18 protein-coding genes are annotated in these 24,135 nt (G+C 64.4%); 5 read left to right on the forward strand and 13 right to left on the reverse strand.

Going from position 1 to position 24,135, the window contains the following annotated elements; genetic code table 11:
• Positions 1-28: 28 nt before the first annotated feature.
• Positions 29-964, reverse strand: coding sequence for a hydrogen peroxide-inducible genes activator (locus U1737_RS08970; protein ID WP_248520597.1), 936 nt, complete (start codon positions 962-964; stop codon positions 29-31).
• Positions 965-1,752: 788 nt separating this feature from the next.
• Here U1737_RS08970 and U1737_RS08975 point away from each other — a divergent pair.
• On the forward strand, positions 1,753-2,139 hold the full coding sequence (locus U1737_RS08975; RefSeq protein WP_332796500.1) for a hypothetical protein: 387 nt from the start codon (positions 1,753-1,755) through the stop codon (positions 2,137-2,139).
• Complete coding sequence (locus U1737_RS08980) at positions 2,139-2,495, forward strand: hypothetical protein (RefSeq protein ID WP_332796501.1); 357 nt, start codon at positions 2,139-2,141, stop codon at positions 2,493-2,495. Before U1737_RS08975 ends, U1737_RS08980 begins: the two co-directional genes overlap by 1 nt.
• A gap of 39 nt (positions 2,496-2,534) precedes the next feature.
• Here the strand turns inward: U1737_RS08980 and U1737_RS08985 are convergent, their stop codons facing one another.
• The 12 genes from U1737_RS08985 to U1737_RS09040 all read right to left on the reverse strand — a co-directional run bounded on the left by U1737_RS08985 (position 2,535) and on the right by U1737_RS09040 (position 20,595).
• The gene (locus U1737_RS08985; RefSeq protein ID WP_332796502.1) at positions 2,535-2,819 is read right to left on the reverse strand and encodes a CHC2 zinc finger domain-containing protein; all 285 of its coding nucleotides are present in this window, start codon (positions 2,817-2,819) and stop codon (positions 2,535-2,537) included.
• A gap of 69 nt (positions 2,820-2,888) precedes the next feature.
• Positions 2,889-3,257, reverse strand: coding sequence for a hypothetical protein (locus U1737_RS08990; protein WP_332796503.1), 369 nt, complete (start codon positions 3,255-3,257; stop codon positions 2,889-2,891).
• A 55-nt stretch (positions 3,258-3,312) separates the two neighbouring features.
• Positions 3,313-3,783: a hypothetical protein gene (locus U1737_RS08995; protein ID WP_332796504.1), complete on the reverse strand. Its 471-nt coding sequence runs from the start codon at positions 3,781-3,783 to the stop codon at positions 3,313-3,315.
• A 371-nt stretch (positions 3,784-4,154) separates the two neighbouring features.
• Positions 4,155-4,388 (reverse strand): hypothetical protein, encoded by a 234-nt coding sequence (locus tag U1737_RS09000; protein WP_332796505.1) that lies wholly within the window; start codon positions 4,386-4,388, stop codon positions 4,155-4,157.
• A 44-nt stretch (positions 4,389-4,432) separates the two neighbouring features.
• Entirely contained in the window at positions 4,433-6,970 is a 2,538-nt protein-coding gene (locus tag U1737_RS09005) for an AAA-like domain-containing protein (RefSeq protein WP_332796506.1), read from the reverse strand.
• Positions 6,967-8,499 (reverse strand): esterase/lipase family protein, encoded by a 1,533-nt coding sequence (locus U1737_RS09010; protein WP_332796507.1) that lies wholly within the window; start codon positions 8,497-8,499, stop codon positions 6,967-6,969. Before U1737_RS09010 ends, U1737_RS09005 begins: the two co-directional genes overlap by 4 nt.
• 1,487 nt (positions 8,500-9,986) lie before the next feature.
• Positions 9,987-11,414 carry a DUF885 family protein gene (locus U1737_RS09015; protein ID WP_332796508.1) on the reverse strand — a complete coding sequence of 476 codons (1,428 nt, stop codon included), beginning with the start codon at positions 11,412-11,414 and terminating at the stop codon, positions 9,987-9,989.
• A gap of 150 nt (positions 11,415-11,564) precedes the next feature.
• Entirely contained in the window at positions 11,565-15,371 is a 3,807-nt protein-coding gene (locus tag U1737_RS09020) for a LamG-like jellyroll fold domain-containing protein (RefSeq protein WP_332796509.1), read from the reverse strand.
• A 104-nt stretch (positions 15,372-15,475) separates the two neighbouring features.
• Positions 15,476-16,777, reverse strand: a complete 1,302-nt coding sequence (locus U1737_RS09025) for an MFS transporter (protein ID WP_332796679.1) — start codon at positions 16,775-16,777, stop codon at positions 15,476-15,478.
• A gap of 33 nt (positions 16,778-16,810) precedes the next feature.
• On the reverse strand, positions 16,811-17,608 hold the full coding sequence (locus tag U1737_RS09030; RefSeq protein WP_332796510.1) for a 2-keto-4-pentenoate hydratase: 798 nt from the start codon (positions 17,606-17,608) through the stop codon (positions 16,811-16,813).
• A gap of 72 nt (positions 17,609-17,680) precedes the next feature.
• Positions 17,681-19,120, reverse strand: a complete 1,440-nt coding sequence (locus U1737_RS09035; RefSeq protein ID WP_332796511.1) for a mannitol dehydrogenase family protein — start codon at positions 19,118-19,120, stop codon at positions 17,681-17,683.
• On the reverse strand, positions 19,117-20,595 hold the full coding sequence (locus U1737_RS09040) for a UxaA family hydrolase (RefSeq protein ID WP_332796512.1): 1,479 nt from the start codon (positions 20,593-20,595) through the stop codon (positions 19,117-19,119). Before U1737_RS09040 ends, U1737_RS09035 begins: the two co-directional genes overlap by 4 nt.
• Positions 20,596-20,689: 94 nt before the next feature.
• Between U1737_RS09040 and U1737_RS09045 the strand changes: the two genes are divergently transcribed.
• The 3 genes from U1737_RS09045 (at position 20,690) to kduI (ending at position 24,122) form a co-directional block, all read left to right on the forward strand.
• The gene (locus tag U1737_RS09045) at positions 20,690-21,727 is read left to right on the forward strand and encodes a LacI family DNA-binding transcriptional regulator (protein ID WP_332796680.1); all 1,038 of its coding nucleotides are present in this window, start codon (positions 20,690-20,692) and stop codon (positions 21,725-21,727) included.
• Positions 21,728-21,824: 97 nt separating this feature from the next.
• Positions 21,825-23,267, forward strand: a complete 1,443-nt coding sequence (uxaC, locus tag U1737_RS09050; protein WP_332796513.1) for a glucuronate isomerase — start codon at positions 21,825-21,827, stop codon at positions 23,265-23,267.
• Between the two features lie 12 nt (positions 23,268-23,279).
• Entirely contained in the window at positions 23,280-24,122 is an 843-nt protein-coding gene (gene kduI, locus U1737_RS09055; RefSeq protein ID WP_332796514.1) for a 5-dehydro-4-deoxy-D-glucuronate isomerase, read from the forward strand.
• Positions 24,123-24,135: the final 13 nt, after the last annotated feature.

Genomic DNA, 24,135 nt, shown 5'->3' on the forward strand with positions numbered 1-24,135 from the left:
TGTGAGCTATAACATTGATAGGGTTTTCCTATGGGCCGACGACGCGAAGCATTTCCGCTATCAGACGATACGCGGGTGCCCGCCCCGCACCGCTACGCCATAACAGCCCTATTTCACGGTAATAGCGACCACCCTTGATCGGTCGGACGATCACGTCGTCGCCATCTCGCACCTCCTGACGGACATATAGTTCGGGCAACAACGCAAGCCCCATTCCCATGCCGGCCATCTGGCGAATGGCATCCAGACTCGTACCTTCATAATCGTTCAGCATGATCCCACCGACATCTGCAGCGATCGCCGCGACTTGTTCGGCAAGCCTGTATTCGGGCACCAATGTCAGCAGATTCTGACCTTGCAGATCGCCTGGTTCGATCGCGTGCTTCGTCGAGAGGGGATGATCGGTTGCCATCGCCAGCCACAAGGCTTCGCGGAACAGGCGTTCGGTGTGAAAGGCGCGTCCTGCGACTGGGAGCTGGAGCAGGATCAGGTCATGGTCGCCCGCGGCAAGCCCGCTTGTCAGCGTGGCAGGCAGCCCTTCGCGAATGTGCACGCGCAATGTCGGATGCTCGCGGTGCAGGCGCGCCACGAGGCTCGGCAGAAGATACGCGCCCAGCGTCGGCGACACCCCCAGCCGGATCGTTCCGACGAGCGCATCCGCGGAAGCAGCACGGATTTCCTCCATATCTGTCAGTTCGAACAGGATACGTTTTGCCCGCTCCAACGCCTCTCGACCAAGCGGAGTAAGGATCGCGGGTCCACCCCGCTCGAACAGCGGAGCACCGATCACGAGTTCCAGACCGCGTATCTGCTGCGACAGCGACGGCTGGGATATCCCCATGCGCTCTGCCGCGCGGGTAAAGCTGCCGGTCTCGGCAAGCGCGACGAAGTAGCTGAGTTGACGGGTGGTGGTGCGGGGGCGGTGCATGCCGCAGGCTACCGCGTCGCCGGTACGCCGTCGCAATCTAATTCTTAGTTTGGGGATCTTCGGATGGTTCGATCCTACCGCATCACAGCGCGTCGCTGCAGGGTTTCTCTTCCGCTATTCGGCCGTCGTCCCAGATGGCCACGTTTCGGCACCGGCAAAGGATGACTTTGCCGCTAGCCTCTATCACACAAATAATGGCTGGTGACCCCTACGAGACCGGTCACCACATCCTGAAAGCCGCAGAAAACCGCCGTTTTTCGGCGACACTTCCACACCGACTATACCCGCAAAATCCTGTTTTGCTATACCCGTCGGCCGTCCGCGCCGCGACGACGCCGCGGCGGACCGAGCATAGCGGATCGCGCTGCGGAGGATAGTCCACGGATGGATCGGGACGGGAACCCCAGGCGCGACAGCCTGCCCGGCGGCAGGTGGCCACTGGCGCCGTTCACCCGACCCGCGATCTCGAGCATGTCATGATGGCCGCAGGTGGTGCCGCCGTCCCGCCGACTGCGCCGGGGCCGAATCCGGTCGCGTACGAACCGCCCCCATGGGTGCGCTGGCGCTGGTGCTGGCGAGACGATACCACCACGGCAAACGTGCGCGCGCACAGGGCGAATGTACGTTTCATACTCGAAAGCACGAACTCGTCCCGCCTGATTCATCGATGGCTATCACGTCGGCAAGGTTGGACTGCCTGCATGAGCCACGTTCCGCGGCGATGTTCGATGCGCACGTGACTTCGCAGCCGATGTTGGAGGTGCGCTGGGCGGGTATCTCGCCGCACTTGTCTTCGCCTTCGTCTTCGTCGAAGCATGATCGGCATGGGCCAGACGCCACCGATCATTGCGCTTCCCCGAATGCCGGCGCTCGACGATCTCGCACCCCTCGTCAGCGTCGTTCTGCTCAAGGTCGGCGCCCGGAAGACCACCACCGGCATAGTCGCGGACATGCTGAAGGTCGCCTCCGACGCTTGCGTACAAGAGCAGGGAACCGTGCAGCTGGGGACGATGAGGGGCGGCGCGGTCGGCGCGGCACTTGTCTTCACGGAGAGAAGGCCACCCTCCTGGTGGCCGGGCAGTCTCGAGGAGGTAAGCCACCACCACCTAATCGTGGTGGCGAGTAACGGTCATGTCGCGCTGTGCTCCTCGGATGGCGCGTTTCGTGACAGGGGCGCTGCACTTGTGGCGGGCGCGGGCAGAGCCAGGTGATGCACGTCGATGTCGGGAAACTCCGCAACAAGGCACTGGCCCACGTCCATCTGGAGGAGGAGCATCTGGGTTCGACATGGCACTCGGCGATGATCGCCTTGGTTATGGACGGGATTGAACAGGACGTCGTGCCTATCGCCATGACGACCGATTTCGACTCGGGAGTGGTCGAGTGCATCGCAGCGCTGCTGCCGCCGGCGCAGGCATCGCTCGGCGAATTGGTCTCTCGCTTCAGCGAACTCATTCATGTCGGTATGGAGATACCGGCGACCGGTGCCGTTATCGATATCGAGGAACTCTTCGGAAGTCGGGAGCGCGGCAAGGAATTCCTGCGCTCGCGCCTCTACGGCGAATGATCGAATCCGATCCGGGGGGATGGCGAAGGGCCGACCGGTTCAGTGCGGTCCTGGCTGCTCGCGAAGCCGTTGCGACAGAAGCGCGACGGCCTGCGCCTCGTCCAGTTCAAGAAATCCCATCGTCCAAGCGACCGTATCTCCGTTCCAGCCGCAGCTGAAGCAGAAGAAGAAGTTGCGGCTCTCGCCGAGGTAGAGCGACTTTCTGACATCGGGATGCTTGGGGCATTCGCAGCGCAACCCCGACGGTGACGGCCAGAGCTGCGAGGTCTCGCGAGCCACGTCGGCAAGAGAGATCTCTGCGATCACGCGTTCACGAATGGTCATCTTCGGGCTCCATGCTAAGCGACCCCACTCCTGCACACGCGGCGCCGCCATCCGGAACCGCTCCATCTGCTATGTGGTAACGAACCAGCGGTCTTCGATCCGCCGCATCTTGCCGGTCGCCGTCTCGGTTGATCCGTCGCCGTAGACCGACCGCGTCGTCACCTTCGCATGCGTTTCGTCTATCATGTCGGTCCGCAGGATCTGCACGGATCTGAGGCCGCTTTTCCTACTGGCCTTTGCGCCCTGTTCGGCGAGGCCCACGGCGAGCACCATTCCGCCGACCTGACGCAGCTCCGGGTCGAACCGCTCCAGCGCCTCGCCCTGCCGGCCTTGAGCAACGTCGGTGAGGAAGGTCCTCGCGGTCTCGCCGGGATCCGACGATTTCGCACAGGCGGGCAGGGTGCAGAGGAACGATGCCAGCAGGAGGTACCGGGCCAAGTGAAAATCGCAGATCATAGCGAGGGCCTTCCCGCTCTGGCGGCGAAGAAGGCGTCTACCGCCTGATCGACCAGGGCGGCGGGACGCCCCTTGGAGCCTTCTGCGGAGAAGAGGGAAACCGTTCCCCCAGATGGTCCGACCTGTGCGCCTGCCCCGGACCGGCTGCATCGCGGCCGCGCCAGCGAGCCACGAACGACTGGCCGATCGTCTCGCTGTCCGACCTGCCCCACTTTGCGACGAGAACCCGGCGCCAATCCTCGGATCCGGTGCCCCTCGGTGCTATGTACGTGACCGCGTCCAGATGAGATCCGTCCGGCCAGACGAGCATCTTCAGCTGGTATTTGCCGCCATTCCTATCCGTCAGCGACGCCTCACCGAGAACCGCGTACTTCGTGGGCCGACCGCCAGCGCCGCCGTGCGCGTTGATTGCTGCACGCACCTGAGTCTCGAAGTCGACGAACCGCAGGACGCGACCGACGGTATATCCCCTGGACTTCACCACGGCCTCGACCTCCGGTTCGGACATGCCGAGACGAAAGGCGGATCATATATTCGATGCTGCCGACGAGCTCGCTCGCGGCGGCCGAGCACTATGGCCCAAGGAGGGGTGAGATGATACCGTCGTCGCCGGTGCGACCCTTTGGTCGATCCGGCGGCGCGGCTTACCGTGTCGGCACCAGCGCTGGACGAACGGTCTGCCGCTGGCGAAACGATCGCGTTCGAGACGAAGTCTAAACAGATGCGTCATAGTGCCGCGGAACGCAAATCGTCAGGGTCCGCTATTGCGGGACGGAAAAGGCTCGGTAATCTGGAGTCGGCAACGAGGATCGTGGGCATGATCGGAAGCAGTAAGAAGTGAACGACGTCGTTTCCGGAAACCGGGCGGACCGGACATACCTAGCGCGACTGGGCGAGCGCACCATGACCAAAGCTCTCAGGTACGCGCGAAAGGGATCGTCCGCAGACGATTCGACTACACCGCTGCAGCTCAAGTTGGGCTCCCATGTCGGGCTCGTCGTGCATTACGTCATGACCGATCCTCCGTTCGACGAGGCGCGGACGTTCGATCGCATCCGGCGGCTCGTGCGGGAGCTGGATCACTTTGCCGAACCGACCGACGACGATACGCATAGGGGATCCGTCCCCGCGGCTCATCCCTAGGCGATGACCCGTCCCTAGGGGGCGGGCTCGTTCTCGACGAGCACGCAGGCCCCCTGTTCCAGATCCGCCTGAAGGGCCTTGAACTTCCCTGTCGTGCGGGTCCCGTCGCGATATACGACCGTGACCTGGTCGTTGCGTCCCAGATGCCGATAGTGACTGCGATGGGGCGGCCGAACGGAGCGGACCGAAGTGACCTTGCTAAGGAACTCGGAGATCTGCGCTACGAGGTCGATGGGGAGATCTCGCTCGGGCGCCGCGGTCGTCTCCTCCACGAGCATCATTCCGTCCAGAGCCAGGGTCTGCGCGGTTTCATGGTCTTCGGCTCGTAGGGCTGCGACGACCTGCACGTACCGTACCAGCAGAAAGGACTGACGGAGCCGGGGGTCGGTGGGCTTCTCCAGAGCCGACGCCGCCGCGATCAGCCGCTCGTTCAGTTCGGATCCGCCATTCTCGTTGCCGTCGGCGGCGATCGAAAGAAGCGTGAGGTGGTCGTTGCGCGTCAGCGCCTCGTCTCCACGACCCATGATCTCGAGATAGCGGTCGGCGAGATCCCAGGAGGATTTGCCTTTATGCAACAGCACGGTCCGACCTACCTGAAGCGCGAGAGCCACGCGGACTGCGCCGACCAGACCTTCGTCCAGAATGTCCCGCGCCAACACTTCCATGTCCGCTTTCTCGCCTGCGCGAGCAAGCCCGTCGAAGGCAAGGCTCCAGACGACGCCGGGCTCGACGCCCGCATTCCGGGCCAGTTCACCGACGGCCTCGCGAAGGCCCTCGCGTCCTTCGAACGCCCGTATCGTCAGGGCGGCGGCTCCGAGTTCCCTGACGCTCCGGCGCTTGAGATCTGTCGTCACGAACGCCCGCCGGAGAACGGGACTATAGCGGCGCCCATCACCTTCGCTGGCCAGCATCGTGGCGGTAGCCAGCGAAGGCGTCTCACCCTGAAGGCGAAGGGCGCGTTCGAGATAGTCGCCGCGGACCGACCCATCGCTCAGGGAGGCCAGCAGTTCGACCGCCTGCAGTTCGTACCGATCCAGTTTCGCGGCGGGGTTCACGGCGCGGGCGGCGTCGAGCGACGCAAGAGCCTTCCTCCCAAGATCGACCGCTTCCCCTAGTCGGGCGGGAGAGATCGCCGCAAGTTGCGCAAGTCCCAGGAAGATGCGCATCCGCTCGACGGGGGTCGGCAAGGAACGAAGTGCGGCCTGGTAGTCCTGCTCGGCCAAGATGTACGATCCGAGAGCCTTTCGGGTCCTCGCAGTCCAAAGCAGTACCGAAGGCTCGCGCGTCGCACCGCCGAGATTGCCGAAGGTTTCAAAGGACCGAAGTGCCGCGTCGAAGGCGCCGATCTCGAACTGCGCGATGCCGAGCTTCAGCACGTCCTGCCGCTCTTCCCGCGTCCATTGGCGTCCCTCCAGAAAGCGACCGTAGGCCAGTACCGCTTCGTGAAAGTCCAGCTCCCGAAAAGCAAACTGGGCCGATACGAGGTGATGGCGCGCCGCCGTCTCCAGTTCCTGGAGCCAGCGACCGGAGATCGCACGGTCTATGATGCGGTTCCGGAATTCCGGCTGTCGATCGCCTGGTACCTGTGTTGCGATCCCCGCGAGATGCAGCAGGCTGCGCTGCCTGTCGGACAGATCTCTGCCGTCACGTAGAGCAAGTACGCCCAGCCGAAGATCCCGCTCGGAACTCACCAGGGTGCGTACATGATCGATCGGCGGGCGGTCGAAGGAAGTGAGGAACAGGCGGTCCACTGCATCGTCGACGACATCCAAGGCGATCGGCTCGCCCCCGAGTTCCACCATGTCCAGCTCAGCGGCCAGATCCCATGTGAGGCGGGGATTGCCGCTCGTCCAGTGCATGATCCGGTCGATGACGGTAGGGGAAAATGAAAGCGCCGCCTTCTGGAGAAACTGAGCGACCTGATCGGTCGTGAAATCCCGGAGGAAGATCTTCTGTCCGATGTTGAACGGCGAGATCGACTTGTCGGTGATGAGCTGGGACGGCTCTGCCACGCCAGCGAGCACGAAGGTCAGTCGAGCAAGCGACGGAGTGTCTTCTCGCGCGAAGTAGAGACTTCGGATGTGGGCGAAGACCGCGTCGGAGAACGTCCGGCCGGTAAGGCCGTCTACTTCGTCGAGGATCAGGACCAGCCGACCGTCCCAGCCGTCCAAAATTCTGACAAGCGTGCGCTCGAAGACGCCGGAGGGGTCGCCATGCCCGGTATCGCGCAGCTCGGCGAGCGCCGTGGCCGTTTCCTCCCCCGCGAACAGGTCGGGATGGGCCGCCGTCGCAAGCTCCAGCAGTCGCCGATAGAAGGCGGGTGCCGATTTCGAACGCAGGGAGAGATCGGCGTAGACGAAGCGTAGCTTGTCGCTGCCCAGCTTGCGACGCGCATGAAGAAGGAGGTTGGTCTTACCCATCTGGCGCGGGTCCAGAACATACCCGGGCCGACCCATCTCCGCTATTATGGACGCAAGCTGCCGATCGGCCGCACGCTCGACGTACAGGCTGTCGGGTATGATCGCGACCGATGGAAGGCGAGGGGCGCTCATGGTGCCAAGCTGCCGGTAGTCGCCGCCAGAGCATCATCGACGGCATCGGGGGAGGACGAGTCGAGCATACGGAGGTTGCCTAGGAACACCTTGATGAATCTGGGGGATGTGTGCGGCGATCTCAAGACGCGGCGAACTACGTCTTCGTCGAGCTCGATGCCGAGCTCCGGTGCGATCTGCCGCAGTAGCGCCTCGAGCTCAGCCTCTGACCAGTCGTCGATGCCGAATACGGCGAGGCTCTCGGACGCCAGATCATTGCCTTCGAATGCCTTGCCGGGGTCTTTGAGCGAGGTGAAGACGAGCCTTACCGGTACCCCTGGCGCCTGCGCGGCGTGGCGCAGCACCATGGCGCGAACTGCGGCGAAGAATGCGTTCTCCGCCGCATCCCCGAGTGGGATCTCCTCGACGAGCAGGGCCGCCAGTCCGTTGCCGGCCTCGACGTTGAGAAGGTGGACTATACGATCGATGACGTCCGCGGACCCCGGATCTGACGCCTCGATCCCCCGGGACAGCTGGGTCTCCATCACAGACAGGACGCGATCGAGGTCACCGCCGGCCGCGCTTCCGAGGCTGATCTGTCGTTGACGGCCGCCCAGCCTCACGAGAACCCGGGTGATGCAGACTGTCTTGCCGCAGCCAGCCGATCCGTGCAGCCAGAGATTTCGATACGGGACGATCTGCGCGAGGCGCCCATCGCCTGGGCGTACCAGATAGTAGGGCTCGTCGTCAGGCGTATACCGATAGAACAGCGGATTGCCCATGCGAGCCGGCGGCGAAGTGCCGAGGCCGGTTTCCGGCGTCGACGGATCCGCCGGTTCCGCGACTGCGGCAGCTCTGGTCCCCAGCGTTCCAACCGCCCCGCCGGCGAGAGCGAGCGCGGCGTTCCTCACGACCCGGTAGGACATGTCGTCAGTCTTTGCGGGCTTGATGACCGAACGGTGATCGCTGCCGTTGACCGTCCGTTTCTCGACCTTCATCCACAGTGGCGCTGAACTCTCCGGCGGCACGCACCCGTCCTGCATGGCGGTGACGTTCGTCATGGCGAAAAGCCGATCGCAATCCATCGCGACCCAGGCCTCGTTAAGCTGGCGTATGAACGGGGAGCCAGGCGCAAGCTGCGCTAGCTGCTTATGATCGGCCGACAGCCTGACGCCGTAGCGCGCCAGCGAGCTGCCTTCATGGGGCACCGCGAAGAAGACGATCCCCCCGACGTTCGTCGGAGTGGCGCGCATCGTCAGGTTCACGAGCCATTTACGAGCGACCAGTCCACCCATGCTGTGGGTGACGAGGAGGACCTGATCGTATTCCGCGCAGCGTTCGATGAGCTCCGTGTGTAGGCCGCCCGCGAGCGTCTCTATCGTGGCGGCGACGGGAGAGAACCAGCCGCGCCAGAACGACGACGGCTGGCTGATGAACGCGGTCTCGAACCCGTCGAGGTCCGGGTCGGCGTCGATCAGGGTTTTGAACGCGCCCCAGCTCTTTTCGTCGGACCCGCCGAGCCCGTGCAGAAAAAGGATCAGTCTCCGCATTGCTCGGCGTCCAGCATTTCTGCCGTCTGCCTTCTAGGAGGGCTCAAGTCAAAGCGACGCTCGCGATTCGCCCGCCACTGTCGACGAGATGAGGCGGGCTTCGACAATCGTCGGGAGCGGATGTCGATAGCCTTGCCGCATCGTACGGCGTTCGCCTCCCGCCGGGAGAACCCCTCCAGCCCCCGCTCGCGGATTATCGCATTCGGCCCCTTCTATGAGCGCTTCGCTCAGCCGGCCATGGTGGTAGATGGCACGCTTGCCTGGGTTGGCTTCCTTGCTCGGTGTCATCGTTCAATCGCTTTCGCCGGCAAAGGCCGCCCGCGGGCATTCGACTGCGGCCAACAGCAAAGCCGCCATCCGCCCTTGAACGGACGATTCACCGTCCTCTTCGGTCGCGCAGGTTAGCCATCTTCCGAAGCAAGGACAGCGCGATCGATCGGCTTCGGTATTTCCGTGTTCGGAGTCATTCGCGAGGTCATCCTTCAACGGGCTGTCGGCGTCGTTGTCGACAGGCTGTATCTCCCTGACAGGAGGTCGCTGCCTGCGTGCATCCGAAGACCAGCAGGCAGAGTAGGCATATGATGGGTCTCATTTCTTCTTCCTTCGTCGATGATCCATGGCAACACCGTACTGGTCGGTGGGGAATCGGCGGATGCCGTCTTCGGCGATGCCGCAGCATCGACCCGGGGGAGCGGGGGGGGCATATCACCGGGTCGGGGCGTTTTCGAAGCCGCCAAATGTCGAACGCGGAGGTAGGTGGCACGATAGGCCTCGTCCTGCCGTCTGCCAGCGGAGATCCCGTTCAGCGGGCGGTTCGGTTCAGCTGGCGCATGATTGCGTTTGTGGCCGCAGTGCTGCCTTGACCGCGTCCGATCTCGTAATCCGTCGCCGCTGGGACCCTGAACATGTCCAGCGGCCGGCGCTCGGGACAGTGCGCCATCAGCCAGCGCAGTGCCGAGCGGACCTCGTCGGACGGCGGCTCCGTACTACGTACTCTCGACCGCCGCGGCTGGGATGGTACCAGACCAGTCGCATGGTTGAGCAGAAGAGAGGTCAAGGCATAGCGAGGTCAAATCTTGGTGGATTGCGGCCCGGCCGCTTTCGGGCAGCGATCACGGTAAGCAGCCGTTCGTTCAGATGATGGGGCAAGGGCCCAATTGGCGGGTTCATGGTGGATTGACGCGTGTCTGCGTTGGGACCGGTGGTGGTTAGGGCAAGCATTCGTCCATGCCGGGGAATGTAGCGGCGGAGCCAACCGCTGATAGATTGCGATCCTCCTCCTTAAAGTGATTAGAAGAAGCTTCGCTCGCATGGAATGATTTTAATATTCCCTTATTCTAATAATTGCGCAAATACCCGACAAATTAAGGGTAGACGCCATATCATGTGTCATAATATTGGATAATTAACTAATTTCTCCATGAGATTATAATACGTGTTATATTCTAACTAAGGTTTTTCAGTAGATATCAGGAATCATGTAAGATTTAGAGTCTTCTACGTCCCCGTAGCAGAAGATGTCGGTGATACGCAGTAGGTGATCTATGTCGACTTCGATAGGCGATCATAAGCCAAGCCATTGCTTCGCCAACACGAGCGCCCGGTTCAAGTGGGATCCGTGCAAGTTCGACGTCGAACGGTGCAAAATAGGCGGGTTGGCCTTGCCATTCCGCAAGGCGCTCGCGGGTTTGCTCGATCGACCAGCCGTGGAGATGGATACCGAGATCGACGAGCGCCCGGGCAACACGGAACAGGAGCCAGTGGATGTGGCCGAGCGTATCGTGCGGGTCGGTATAGGCGCCAGCTTGTTCAGCGAGTTGTTCCGCGTAGATACCCCAGCCTTCGACGAACGCCGAAGCGTATTCGACTCGGAGCGGGTGGGGCGGCGCGGCCCCTTCCAGACCCAACTGTATCATGTGGCCGGGGAGCAGTTCGTGCGCGACGACGCTGGGGAGCGTCCAGCGTGGGCGGCGGCGGATGTCCTTGAGATCGACGACATAGGCGCCGGGTCGAGTTGGGGTCGGGACCTCGCGATAGCCTCCGCGGCCGGCGGCGATCTCCTGCGCGGATACCATGCTAGCGCTGGCGTTTAGGCACCAGTGCGGTAGCTGGCCGAACGCCGGCGTGATAGCGGTTCGCGCGGTGGCGAGCATGCGGTTCATGTCGGTGACAGCGTTCGCTCGGCCGGCGTCGGTGTCCGAGTAGAGGAAACGTTCGTCGCGCCAGAGTGTAGCGTAGCGTGCCGCAACCGTACCCCTGGAGGCGCCGATCTGGTCGAACAGGTGCGTGGCGCGGGCGTGGAGGTGGCTCAGTTCGGCGGATAGACGGCGTTCGGCATAGCTCGGTGTCATGGTCCCGAGCGAGCGTTGCAGTTGTAGTGCATACCAGTCCGCGCCGCCCTTAAGTCGTCCGACCCCAGGAGAGGATGGGGCGATATCGCGGAGACTTTGAAGCGCGGCGATCTGTCGGTCGATCGCGGCGTTCGTGCGAGCGGTTCGAAGCGCGTGGACCGTGCGGTCCAGAGACAGGCGGGGCAGGACGATGCCCGCTTCGGCGTCGGCGAGGATCGCAGTGGTGTCGGCGTCGATCTCGGCGGCATCGGGACGTGCAGCTTTCCAAGCGCCGGTCGTGGGGGTGACACGGTAGGGGCTGCGGCCGGTGCGGCCGAACGCGGACCGACCGATGGCGGCGTCGATCGCCAGACCGGCGCGCGCCGTCGTCAGGTCGAGGCGGTCGCCCGGCTGCAGGGCGTATTCGTCGAAGGGAGCGAGCAGCCGAAGCGCCTCGTCGGGATCGGACCTTGCAGCGGCGTCGAGGGCGTCGCGCAAGACCGCGAAGGGCTGCGCGCGTGCAAATTCAGGGATGAATGCCGACGCGGCCAGTCCGGCAACGACGCTTCTGCGGTTCGGCGTCAATCCGCGCTCCTCCATTCGCCCTGAACGAAAACGAAGGGCGTATCCCAGGACACAGCGCTTCGACTTTGTTCAACACTCACGGGGGCGGGCGCTGAGTCGCGCCGGACCGCGTTTCGGATAGAATTTCGAGGCGACGTCATCGGAGGGGCCTCATCGCGGTAGCGGAACACGGTTATTGGCTTGCGTTATCTCGAGCTCGTCACCGGTAAGCGCGACACGGACGGAGAGCGTTGCGGGATCGAGGCGCGCCGGGATCGCCAGTTTCACCATCGTGGTCTTTGGCTGAAGATCAAGCGGCGCTGTAAGCGGCGGGATAGTTGCGGTGGCGACGACCTTCCCGGTCGCATCGATCAGTTCCGTGCGACCTCCCCTGGCATCCTTCGCGCCCAGGCTGTGGACGGTGACCGCGACGTTGCGGCCCTTCATGACCACGTCGTCCGCGCCGATACCCAGGTCTGCGCGCTCGTCAACCGGGGTGCCGGCTTCGACCAGCGCGAAATCGAACACCGTCGTGCCGGGTGCGAACGTCACATCCGTACCAGCGCTGCGTTCGAGTGTCATCGTCGTCGCGGCGCCGGTTGGAACGAGCGTCTTGCCGCCGTCCGCACTGCTCGACGCCTGCATCGACCAGCGGCCTGCGGTGACCGTCCACGTCGACATCGTTGCGGCCAGCGCGTGGTCGGTGGTGTTGTAGGCGATCACGCGGAACCTGGTGGGGGTGGCGCCGGGAAGCAGGATCGCGACCCGTTCGGCAGCGCCCGGATCCGCAAAGCGCCAGCTTACGGTGTGGCCGGGCCAGCTCTGGTTGCGGCGCAGCGCGATGCCGCCAAGGCGTTCGCGCTGCAGGATTTCACTCGGCTGATCGACGCGGTCGCTCCACCAATGGCCTTCGGTGTACATGTCCATGTGTTGCGACTTGTCCGCGATCGCATCGGCGTGGAGCGCTTCAAGAGGTGCGGTGTCGCCGGTCGCGGACCAGGCGGCGTAGCGGGCGAACGGATTCTCGGACTTGCTCGCCGCCAGTTTCGCGCGCGCCGCAGCGCCTCCGGGGAGTGCGGCGAAAGCATTTTCGTTGAACTCGGCAAGCGCACCCGGACCGGCCTTGGCGAGACGTGCCTCGATCGGGCGGAGGTATTTCGCGTCGCCCGTGTACCGCCAAGCGGCCCAGGTCGCCTGCAACGACGTTGTGATGCCGCCGCCGTCGCCAGTGCGTTCGGCATCGGTGCGCCAATTAATCTCGTTGGGATAGCTCCAGCTGCCGTCCGGTCCCTGCTTGCCGTGTGCCATCCAGCCATCGATCACGCCGGTTACGAGTTCGCGCGCGGCCGGGCTGGCGTTGTAGAGACCGACCAGCATCGGACCGTGCATGACAGTGAAGGCATAGGGTTTCTGCCATTCCCATGCGCCCTCGCGGTACATCTTTCGACCGCCATACCAGTTACTGGCGAAGTGCTTGTGCCCGGCGGGGTTCTTCAGGATCACGGTCTGGAGCGCGCGCGTATTCTCCATCAGGCGCTCGACCGCCCTGGGTTCGCCCCAGTTCAGATACAGGCGCTCGGCGTTGCTGTTCAGCCCTTCCTCGTAGGCGTGGAGTTCGTCGGCGGTGATATAGCCAAGGCCATTCACGATCATACCGTTCTTGTAGACCGCGTCGGACAGCGCCCGGAGCGACGCGTTGATCTTGTCGGGCTCGACTCCCATCAGCGCGAGGCCGGGCCATTGCTGCGTCAGGTCGGTATCGTCGGAAAGTCCGCCCCCAAAATCGCCATAAGGGACCTGGCGTTCGTCGATCCACCACGTAACGAACTGGCGCACGCGCTTCAGGTCTTCGAGTTGGCGGAAGGCCCAAAGAGGTACGCCCGCGGGCGCGACCGGTTGGACGAACGCGGGCAGGTTTTCGGGACGGTAATTGATGTCGGCCCAATAGGCGCGAGCGCGGGCATTTTCCGGATCGACGCGGAGCAAGTCGGAGATATCCGCGAAGAGCCGCTGGTATAGGCCGGCGCGCTTGGAGGCGGTGTGTTCCTCTACGAGGAAGCCCCAATTGTCCTTCACCTGCGCCATGCGGTCGGCGATGTGTTCGGGCAGGGCTGCAGCCCGCGGCTTGAAGACAAGGCGGATCTTGGCCCCGTTCAGCGCAGTGGCGTCGAAGTCGGGGGCGGCGCTGGCGATCGTCAGATAGAGGCTGTCGTTGGGCAGGATGCGGTCGCGCAGATCTAGCCAGAGCGTGCGTGCTTCGTTCGGCCGCACCGAGACGGAGAGGTCGATCAACTCGCGGCCGGGCCAGATCGGGTCCTTTACGCGAACGTTGAGCGCGATCAGGCCGGCGGCGTTGGGCTTGGCTTTCAGCGCCGGGATGTCGAGCGCGATGCCGTCGAGGGCGTCGTTGAGGTTCTGCCAGCCGTAATCGAATGCGCGTGCGAGCGGGCGGTCGGGGAGCGCGTCGCCGAAGCTCGCCGGGATCAGGATGTGGACGATCGGGGCTGCGTGCGTGCGGCGGACGGGGGCGCCGGACGCGCCGCCGGTGCCTGCGCCGACTGCAGCTTTGAGGCCGGCGGAGGGCATGGCAACGACGGTGCTGCGCTCGTCCGGGGCAAAGCGGCCGGCGATGTAGGTATTGAGGGGGGCGAGCGCGGCGAGGTTGGGGGAAGCGGCAGCGTCTACGGTGTAGGAGAGCTTGAAGCTGCCGGCGGGTTCTGCACCTGCGCCGACGTCATAGGCCCAGATTTCCTGGATCGGCTGTTCCTGCATCGTGTTCGTGAACCGCAACGTACCGCCGGTGCGGGGCGCGAACTGGTCGACGCTGCGGACGATGCCTTGCGCGCGGGTGGCGAGCGGGGAGGTCTTGGCGCCGTCGCTCCAGTCGAGCCGTCCGTATGCCGCACCGCGGATTTCGACGCGGTTGACACGCTCGCCGGGGGGGATCGTCAAGTCGTAGCGCTTGCCGCCTTCGACATAGGTGTTCCAGTCGGGCAGCTGGAAATAATCGTCGCGGCCGGGCAGGCGGGACCGGTTATAGACACCGGGCCAGGTCGTCTCCGCGATGCCGTCGACGCCTTTCCACATCCACTCCTTGAGGTCCTTCGCATCGGCGAACTCGACTTTCCGCACGCGGGTGACACGGGCGTCGAGGACCGGTGGAGCGGTTTTGTCCCAGCCGTAGCGATGGAGCCAAGCGATGCGTTTGGCGGGGGATTCGGTCGCGGTCGCGGGGGCGGGGGCCGGTTCACGCTTGCTCGCGAGTGCCGAGACGTCGGTTGGGGGAAGCATCCGGTCATAGACGCGGATCTCGTCGAGGTCGGAGCCGCGCATGAAATTGTAGCGGCTCTGGACCTGATGCGGCGACATGACGCGCCCGGCGAGACCGAACTGGTCCAGGCCGCTGTCGAGGTCGGCCTTCTGGTCCTTCCGCGCGACCAGCTTGCCGTCGATATAGAGCTGTACGCCGACCGTCTCGTCCCAGGCGAAGGCGATGTGCAACCAGGCGTCGGCATCGGGGGCTTGCGGCATCGTCCACGACACGCGGAGGCGCGAGAGGTTCGCGTCGGTGACGAAGGCGTCGAAGCCGTGGCCGTTCCAGTCGATCCGCAGGAACGCCATGTCCCAGCTCGAATGGTCCGCGAACCCCGTGCGGAAGATCACGAACGGCGCTTCGCCGACGGGCGTGCGCGACCGCCAGAAGAAGGCGAGCGTGCCGCGGTCGGCGCGGATGTTGCCGGGCGCCTTCCATGCGACATAGCCGTCGTCCGCCCACTGCGCCGCGCCGCCGATCGCGCCGTCCGGCACGACATCCACGCCGCTGCGAAAATTGGGAACCGGGTCGCCAGTGGCATAGTCCGCGGTCAGGCTCTTGTCCGCCGAGGCGCGGAAGAGGAGGCCGGTCGCGTCCTGCGCCTGTGCCGGCGCGATGCTGGCGACGGTTAATGCGAGGACGGACGCCGTGGTGAAACGCTTCACTGTGCTCTCCTGGGGCCAATCTGCATTGAGCGATTTGGCCAAATATTCGTCGTCCAAAGCATGGTCTTCCGCCTTCGCGGGAGACCACCGCGGCAGGGATGGCGTCAGCCCGCGTCCACCCTTGCCAGCCTTGGAGAGAGCAGGTGCACGACGATGATCGCGATCAGATAGGTGCTGCCAGCGACCGCGAAGATCAGCGTGTAGCTGCCCGTGGTCTGCAGGATATAGCCGGTGAACTTGGCCATCATCATGCCGCCGATCGCACCGACCGTGCCACCGATGCCGACCACTGACCCTACCGCGCCGCGCGGGAACATGTCCGACGGGATCGTGTAGAGGTTCGCCGAGAACGCTTGGTGCGCGGCCGTCGCAAGCCCGACGATGCCGACAGCGAGCCAGAGATTGTCGACATATTGCGCGAAGAAGATCGGCATCACCAGGAACGCGCAGGCCAGCATCGTCACCTTTCGCGCGAAATTGGCGGTGTAACCGCGCTTCATCAGCTTCGAAGACGACCAGCCCCCTGCGACGCTGCCCACGTCGGATAGCAAGTAGATCGCAACCAAGGGCGGACCGAAGCTTTTGAGATCGAGATTATACGTTTTGGCGAGGAAATCGGGCGTCCAGAACAGGAACAGCCACCAGATCGGATCGATCAGGAACTTGCCGAGCGCATAGGCCCAGGTTTCGCGGTAGCCGAGCAGCTTGAGCCAGCCGATCTTCTTGGCGGGATCCGCCGGATCGCTCTCGATATGCGCGAGTTCGGCGGGCGACAGTTTCGCCACTTCGCGCGGGCGGCGATAGATTGCGATCCACGCGACCAGCCAGACCAGGCTGATCACGCCGGTTATGATAAACGCCATCCGCCAGCCGAACGCGATCGTGATGATCGGCACGATCAGCGGCGTGATCACCGCGCCGATGTTTGCCCCCGCGTTGAACACGCCGGTTGCAAATGCGCGTTCCTTGGCGGGAAACCATTCGGAGACCGCCTTGATGCCCGCGGGGAAATTACCCGCTTCGCCAAGGCCCAGCACAACGCGCGCGGCCGAGAACTGGAACGCGTTGCCGGCGAACCCGCACAGCGTATGGCCAAGCGTCCAGATCACAAACGCAACCGAATAACCGATCCGCGCACCGAGCACGTCGACGATCCGGCCAAAGCTCAGATACCCGATCGCATAGGCCGCCTGGAACCAGAAGATGACGTCGGCATAGGTCGTCTCGTTCCAGCCAAGCTCGGCAGAGATCGTCGGCTTCAACACACCGATCATCTGTCGGTCGACATAGTTGATCGCGGTCGCCGCGAACAACAGGCTGCAGATCACCCACCGATACCGTCCGATCGCGCCGCCTGCGCCATCGAGACTTGGTCCGGCCACACCTGCGACCTCCGGCCTGTCCATGGTTGCCATTGGCCTCTTCTCCTAAAGCAGCCTCTAGCGGGCCTTAATGGTGCAATGGACGGCGAACCGTCCGTCGAAGCGCGCCTCGACCCGATCGCCGATCGCGACGGGGTGGACGCCGGTGACCGCGCCGGTCGAGACCCATTGTCCCGGCGACAACGCGATGCCGCGTGCCGCCATGTGTTCGAGCAGGTAGCGTACCGCACCGAACGGCCCGTCGAGCATCGTCGCGCTCGTCGCGGACCCGATCAAGGCGTCGTTGATCCACAGTTCGACCGGCCAGCCATTGATGTCGCCATCCTTCCAGCCCTCGGCATCCGCGCCGACGACTAGCCCGTTATTGTTGCCGAAATCGGATACGGTGACGGTGGGCCCCAGCACGTTAATACCGGGGAAAGGCGAGCTGGCGATCTCGATCCCGACATGCACTGCGTCGATCATCGCGCGTGCTTCATCCATCGAATAGAGCGTCTTGGCGGGATCGGGTGCGGTGCCGATCCGGAGCAGGAATTCGGCCTCGGCGGCGGCAAACCCCTCGGCAAACACCGGCATTGCGACCGGAGCCACGTCGGCGGTGACGACCTGATCGGCGAAGATCGGCCCGGTCAGTCGGTCGATGCCGTCCAGCGGCGGGTTGATCCGGCCGACCTTCCACCCTGTGACGATGCCGTCGGCGAGCAGCAAAGCGGCGTCCTGCACGGCGTAGCCCTCGTCGAGCGTGACCGGCACGTCACCCGGAAACTCGGGTACGGCGCTGCCGGTGCGGCGCGCCTCCACGAAAGTTCGGGCGATCCGTGTCGTGTTGTCGGTCGTGTTCGGCAGTGCCGCCAAGAACCCCTCCTGTCATGTATTCTATTTTGCCGAAGCGTATGGGAAACCGGTGTCATTGACAAGCGGGCATGCTCAGGCTGCGAACAGTGTCGTCCAGTTTTCGTCATGAGCAGCGCAGGCTGCGCGCATCAGGGCGTCGAGCAGGTCAGCATCGTCCATCGCCTCGCGCGGAATGCCCAGGCCCTTCTCGGCGAGCCGGGCGACAACCTCCGCCGGGCTGCCTTCCGAGGCGATCGCACCTAGTGTCTCACCGGCCGGGTCGACGATAGGCTGGCCGGCACGCGACCGGCGGATCAGAAACGCGACCCACGCCCCGAACGCGGCGACGACCTGCGTCGGCATGCGACCGTCGCGACGGTTGGCGAGCAGCGTGTCGCCAAGCCGATAGGGCAGCTTCTGCGAGCCGTCCTGCGCGATCTGGTCGAGTCGGTGGACGATCACCGGATTGCGGAAGCGTTGCAGCACCGCGGCGCGATAGTCCTGGATGTCGAGCCCACGGACGGGCAGCAGCATCGGGATGATATCGTGCACGATCATCGCATCGACGAAACCGGCGAGATCCTCGTCCCGCATCGCCTCCGCAACGCTGGTCGATCCGCGCAACAACCCGGCATAGGCTAGCGTCGAATGCGCGCCGTTGAGGATGCGCAACTTGGCCTTCTCATAGCCAGCGACATCGCTGGTGACGGTCGCGCCGACGCTGGCGAGGTCGGGGCCGACCGGGCGCCCGATGTCCTCGATCACCCACTGCGCGAACGATTCGCGCTGGACCGCGGCGCGATCCTCGACGCCCAGCGCGGCGGCGATGTCGGCATAGAGTGCGGCCTCGCTGGCCGGCGTGATCGAATCAACCATCGTCGACGGCACGCCAACCTCGCCCGCGATCCAGTCGGCAAGCGATCCATCGCGCTGCGCGGCAAAGGCGACGAGCGCGGCGTGGAGCTTGGCGCCGTTGTTCGCCAGATTGTCGCACGGCATCGGCACGAAGGGCGCGATCCTGGCGGTTTTGCGCGCGGCGAGGCCGGCAACGATCCAGCCTACGACGCTGCGCGGTACTCCCGCGCCGGCAAGGTCGTGCACGATGTCGGGGTGCTCCATGTCGAGCGTGCCGTCGGTCGCGAGACAATAGCCTTTCTCGGTCACCGTCGTCGTTACCAGTGCGACCCCCGGATCGGCGAGCAACGCCTGCGTCTGTGCGGCATCTTCGGGTCCGAGGAACCGACGATGTGCGCCGATCACGCGCATCGAGGGGACGGCATCGCGGATCGCCAGCGTATAAAGTCCATCCTGTGCCGCGAGCGCGTCGATCGTGCCGCGCGTTCGCATCGAGACCGCAGCAATTCCCCAGCGCGGATCGTGCGCTAGCAAATCGTCGACATAGGCTGCTTGGTGTGCGCGGTGGAACGCGCCAGGGCCGAAATGGACGATGCCAACGCCGCCTTTTCGGTGTGCAGCCGGGGTCTGAATCGCATCGGGCAGGTCGGGCAGCATCGAAAAGGACAGTCGGCTCACAATGTTACGCCCCTTTTCCAGATCGCGATCTCGCGTTCGCCGTTGCGCTCGGCTGCGGTCTCGGCGCCCGATGCGACCTGCAGGATGCGCGAGAGGAGCGCGTCCTCGGTCGCCGGAAACCCGTCGTCCAGCACGGCACCCGCGTCGAAATCGATCCAGCCGGGTTTGCGCGTCGCAAGATCGGTATTCGACGCGATCTTGATCGTCGGGACGGGGAAGCCGAGGGGCGTGCCGCGTCCCGTGGTGAACAGGATCGCGGTCGCGCCCGCTGCCGCCAGTGCGGTCGACGATACCGCGTCATTCCCGGGCGCTTCAAGCAGCGTCAGACCGTCGATGCGGATCCGCGCGCCGTACTCGATCACGTCGGCGACCGCCGCACGGCCCGCTTTCTGGACCGCGCCGAGCGACTTTTCCTCCAGAGTGGTGATCCCACCGACGACGTTGCCGGGCGAGGGGTTCTCCGACACCGTCTCGCCGTGATCGAGGAAATAGCGTTTGAAGTCGTTCACGACGTCGACGATCCGGCCGAACACCGATGCGTCTGCCGCGCGATTCATCAACATCTGTTCCGCGCCGAAGATCTCGGGGATCTCTGTCACCAGAACACGCCCCCCCGTGGACGTAACGCGGTCGCTCATCCGGCCCACCAGTGGGTTCGCGGTAAGGCCCGACAGGCCATCCGAGCCGCCGCATTTAACGCCGAGCACGAGCTTGTCGAGGCCAACGGTCTGGCGCGGCGCGGCGGCCAGCGCGGCGAGCTCTTCGACCAACGCGCAGCCTTCCGCGATCTCGTCGCCGCTCGCCTGCGTGGTGAGCGTGCGGATCATCGCGTGGCGCGATGCAGGGATCGTCGCGAGCAGCGCCTTGATCTGGTTCTCTTCGCAGCCGAGCCCGACGATCAGCACACCGCCGGCATTGGGATGGCAAGCCAGACTCGCCATGATCGTCCGCGTGCCTACGAGATCGTGGCCGAGCTGCGAACATCCATGCGGGTGGGTGAAGGCGTGGACACCGTCGACCGAGTCTGCGACGCGTGCGGCGGCCTTGGCAGCAATTCGCTCGGCGGTACGCGCGACGCAGCCGACCGTCGACAGGATCCAGATCTCGTTGCGCGTGCCGACGCCGCCGTCGGCGCGAACATAGCCTTCAAATGTCGCCGTGGAGGCGCTAGGGGCGTGTGTCGTATCGACCGGATCGAAGCGGTAGGCGAGCGTTCCTTCGAGGCCGGTCTTCAGATTGTGCGAATGAACGTGCGCGCCGGGCGCGATCGCCTGCGTCGCGGTGCCGATCGGGAAGCCGTATTTCAGGACCGGAGCCCCCACCGCGATCGGCGTGAGGGCGACCTTGTGGCCGCGACCGATGTCGGCGGTCAGCACCATCGCGGTATCGCCCACGGTCACGACCTCGCCCGCCAGCGCATCGTCCAGCAGCGTCGCCACGCCGTCACGCGGATCGACCATCAGAGCCTTGGTCATCGCATCCTCTTATATCGGTAACCGGTGTCAGCATTATGCGTGTCTGTTGGTTTTTCCGCAAGACGGCTCGGTCGGCGCGAGCTATGTCGTTGTTATGCAGAAGACCGGCCAGCCGACGATCAACGACGTTGCCCGGATCGCCGGCGTCTCCAAGAAGACGGTGAGCCGCGTGATCAACCGGTCGCCGTTGCTCAACGACGATACGCGCAAGCGGGTCGAGGACGTGATCGGCGAACTTGGCTATATCCCCAATCCTCAGGCGCGCGCTCTGGCGCTGCGCCGTAATTTCCTGATCGGGTTGGTCCACGACAATCCCAATGCGCAGACCGTGCTGAACGTGCAGCAGGGCATGCTCGAGGCGCTGCAGGGCACCGAGTTCGAGATGGTCGTCCGGCCGCTCGATCGCGGGTCGGCGACGATGCTCGACGACCTGCGTCATTTTCTCGAGCGACAACGGCTGTTCGGCGTGCTGCTGATGCCTCCGGTGAGCGAGAATGATTCGGTCGCCAAACTGTGCGACTCGATCGGTTGCCGCTACGTCCGGATGGGATCCGCGGTGATCGACGATACCGAGCACATGGTCGCGTCGAACGACCGCGAGGCGGTGCGGATCGCGACCGAATATCTGATCGAGCAGGGGCATCGTCGGATCGGACTGGTGGCGGGGCCACACGGGTTCCGCTCGGCGCGCGAACGCCGTCTTGGGTTCGAGGACGCCTTGGCCGCGGCCGGAATTGCCTTGCCGAGGAGCATGATCGCGGACGGCAATTATACCTTTGAATCGGGGCTTGTCGCCGCCGAGCGGCTGCTCGACGTGATGCCGCGGCCGACCGCGATCTTCTCGTCCAACGACGAGATGGCAGCGGGGATCATCCACGCCGCGCGCCAGCGGGGACTCGATATCCCGCGCGACCTGTCGATCATCGGCTTCGACGATACGCCGATCGCCGCGCATGTCTGGCCGCCGCTGACAACGGTGCGGTGGCCTATCGCGTCGATGGCGCGCTCGGCCGCGCTGAAGTTGATCGCCGGCGCGGGCGATGGCAGCGACCTCGTCGAGGAGCCGTCCTTGTTCCTGTCGACGTTGATCCGGCGGGCGTCTGTTTCTCCGCCTGTCGACGTGGAGACGTGATCTAGACGGTTGCGTGAGGCTTTGACACCGGTTACCAGATTGCAGCTCGAACGCGTGAAGCGACAACCATGATCGCGAGGCGGCAAGGAGGATGACGATGGCAAGGGCCCTGGAGCTGCATCCGGACCGCCTTTTTCCGGCAGAACCGGCAACGCGGGCGATCGCGCGGTCGCTCTATGCCGAGGTAGCGGCGCTGCCGATCGTCAGTCCGCACGGGCATACCGACCCGGCGTGGTTCGCGGACAATCTCAATTGGACCGACGCGACCTCGTTGCTGCTCGCGCCCGATCATTATCTCTATCGCATGCTGTACAGCCAGGGCATCGACCTCGACACACTGGCGATCCCGCGACGTGATAGCGTCCCGGCGACCGATCCACGCGCGGCGTGGCGGCTGTTCGCGGATCATTACACGCTGTTCCGGGGCACGCCGTCTCGGCTGTGGCTCGATCACGTGTTCGCCGACGTGTTCGGGATCGACGTCGCGCTTGAAGCATCGACCGCGGACCAATATTTCGACCTGATCGGCGAGAAGCTGGCGTCGGAGCCGTTCCGCCCGCGCGCGCTGTTCGACCGGTTCGGGATCGAATTTCTCGCCACCACCGAAGGCGCCCACGACGATCTCGCCGCGCATCGCCGGATCCGCCAGTCGGGGTGGAACGGGCGTGTCGTGACGACCTATCGCCCGGATGGCGTGATCGACGTCGAGCATGAGGCGTTCACGCCGGCGATGACGCGCTTTGCCGAACTGACCGGCGAGGACGTATATGACTGGAAGGGCTATCTCGCCGCGCACCGCAAGCGGCGCTCCGACTTCCGCGCGGCGGGCGCGACCGCGACCGATCACGGGCATCCGACCGCGGCGACGGCCAATTTGTCGAACGCCGAGGCTGAGGCACTGTTCGCAAAGGTCACGCGCGGCGACTGGACGCCGGCCGATGCCGAGCTGTTCCGGGCGCAGATGCTGACCGAAATGGCGGCGATGTCGGTCGACGACGGCATGGTGATGCAGATCCATCCCGGCTCGTCGCGTAACCACAATGCCGGGCTTTTCGCGACCCATGGCCGCGACAAGGGCGCCGACATTCCGACGCGGACCGATTACGTGCATGCGCTGAAACCGTTGCTCGACCGGTTCGGGACCAGCGCGCGGCTGTCGATCATCCTCTTCACGCTCGACGAGAGCAGTTACGCTCGCGAGTTAGCGCCGCTCGCCGGGCATTATCCGTGCCTCAAGCTCGGTCCGTCCTGGTGGTTCCACGACAGTCCCGAGGGGATGCGCCGGTTTCGCGAGATGACGACCGAGACGGCCGGCCTCTACAACACCGTCGGCTTCAACGATGACACGCGCGCGTTCCTGTCGATCCCGGCTCGGCATGATGTCGCGCGGCGGATCGACTGCGGTTTCCTGGCACAACTGGTAGCCGAGCACCGCCTCGCCGACTGGGAAGCCGCGGACCTTGCCCACGAGTTGACCAGCGGCCTTGTCCGCCGTGCCTACCGTATCGACGAACCCCTTTTCGCCGCCCAGGCGGCCTGACCGGAGCTTATCATGTTCGAACGCACCTATTACGCCACGCACCCCGACATGATGGAGTGTGTCTCCAACGACGAACTGCGCGATCGGTACCTGATCCAGAACCTGTTCCGCGACGGCGAATGTGTGCTAAACTACACGCATGCGGAGCGTTTCGTGATTGGCGGCGTCTCTGTCGCAAGCGGTAGCGTGAAGCTGCCCGACCAGACCGAGCCGGCATCCGCCGCGGGACACCCGTTCCTCGAACGCCGAGAACTTGCGATAGTCAACGTCGGCAAGGCCAGTGGCACCGTCACCGTCGACGGCGAGACGTTCACACTCGGCAACAAGGACTGCCTGTACGTGACGATGGGCGCGAAGGACGTCCAGTTCTCCGGCGACGGCGCGCGGTTCTATCTGGCGTCGTGCCCGGCCCACAAGGCGTTCACCACGCGCGTGATCTCGGTCGGCGATGCCACCACGCTGGAGCGCGGGTCCCTGGAGGAGTCGAACGAGCGGACGATCTACCAGATGGTCATTCCCGGCATCTGCGACAGCGCGCAGCTGGTCATGGGCCTGACTGTGCTCAAGCCCGGTTCGGTCTGGAACACCATGCCGCCGCACATCCACGAGCGCCGCAGCGAGATCTATTTTTACTTCGAGCTCGACGATCTCGAGAAGGATCGCGTGTTCCATTACATGGGCGAGGGCGAGGCGACTCGGCACATCGTGATGGCGAACGAGGAAGCGGTGATCAGCCCGCCTTGGTCGATCCACATGGGCAGCGGCACCAAGGCCTATGCGTTCATCTGGGCGATGGCAGGCGAGAACCAGGATTATACCGATATGAACGTGCTGGATATCTGCCAGCTGGCGTAATGAATTTCCCCTC

It is taken from the genome of Sphingomonas fucosidasi (assembly GCF_036663855.1).
GTDB lineage: Bacteria > Pseudomonadota > Alphaproteobacteria > Sphingomonadales > Sphingomonadaceae > Sphingomonas > Sphingomonas faeni_B.

Coding starts and splice junctions, on each gene's coding strand:
- U1737_RS08985 (WP_332796502.1), bottom strand. CDS start 2,819: ATGACCATTCGTGAACGCGTGATCGCAGAGATCTCTCTTGCCGACGTG.
- U1737_RS09045 (WP_332796680.1), top strand. CDS start 20,690: ATGCAGAAGACCGGCCAGCCGACGATCAACGACGTTGCCCGGATCGCC.
- uxaC (WP_332796513.1), top strand. CDS start 21,825: ATGGCAAGGGCCCTGGAGCTGCATCCGGACCGCCTTTTTCCGGCAGAA.
- U1737_RS08980 (WP_332796501.1), top strand. CDS start 2,139: ATGCACGTCGATGTCGGGAAACTCCGCAACAAGGCACTGGCCCACGTC.
- U1737_RS08975 (WP_332796500.1), top strand. CDS start 1,753: ATGGGCCAGACGCCACCGATCATTGCGCTTCCCCGAATGCCGGCGCTC.
- kduI (WP_332796514.1), top strand. CDS start 23,280: ATGTTCGAACGCACCTATTACGCCACGCACCCCGACATGATGGAGTGT.
- U1737_RS09000 (WP_332796505.1), bottom strand. CDS start 4,388: ATGCGTATCGTCGTCGGTCGGTTCGGCAAAGTGATCCAGCTCCCGCAC.
- U1737_RS08995 (WP_332796504.1), bottom strand. CDS start 3,783: ATGTCCGAACCGGAGGTCGAGGCCGTGGTGAAGTCCAGGGGATATACC.
- U1737_RS09040 (WP_332796512.1), bottom strand. CDS start 20,595: ATGACCAAGGCTCTGATGGTCGATCCGCGTGACGGCGTGGCGACGCTG.
- U1737_RS09005 (WP_332796506.1), bottom strand. CDS start 6,970: ATGAGCGCCCCTCGCCTTCCATCGGTCGCGATCATACCCGACAGCCTG.
- U1737_RS09025 (WP_332796679.1), bottom strand. CDS start 16,777: ATGGACAGGCCGGAGGTCGCAGGTGTGGCCGGACCAAGTCTCGATGGC.
- U1737_RS09010 (WP_332796507.1), bottom strand. CDS start 8,499: ATGCGGAGACTGATCCTTTTTCTGCACGGGCTCGGCGGGTCCGACGAA.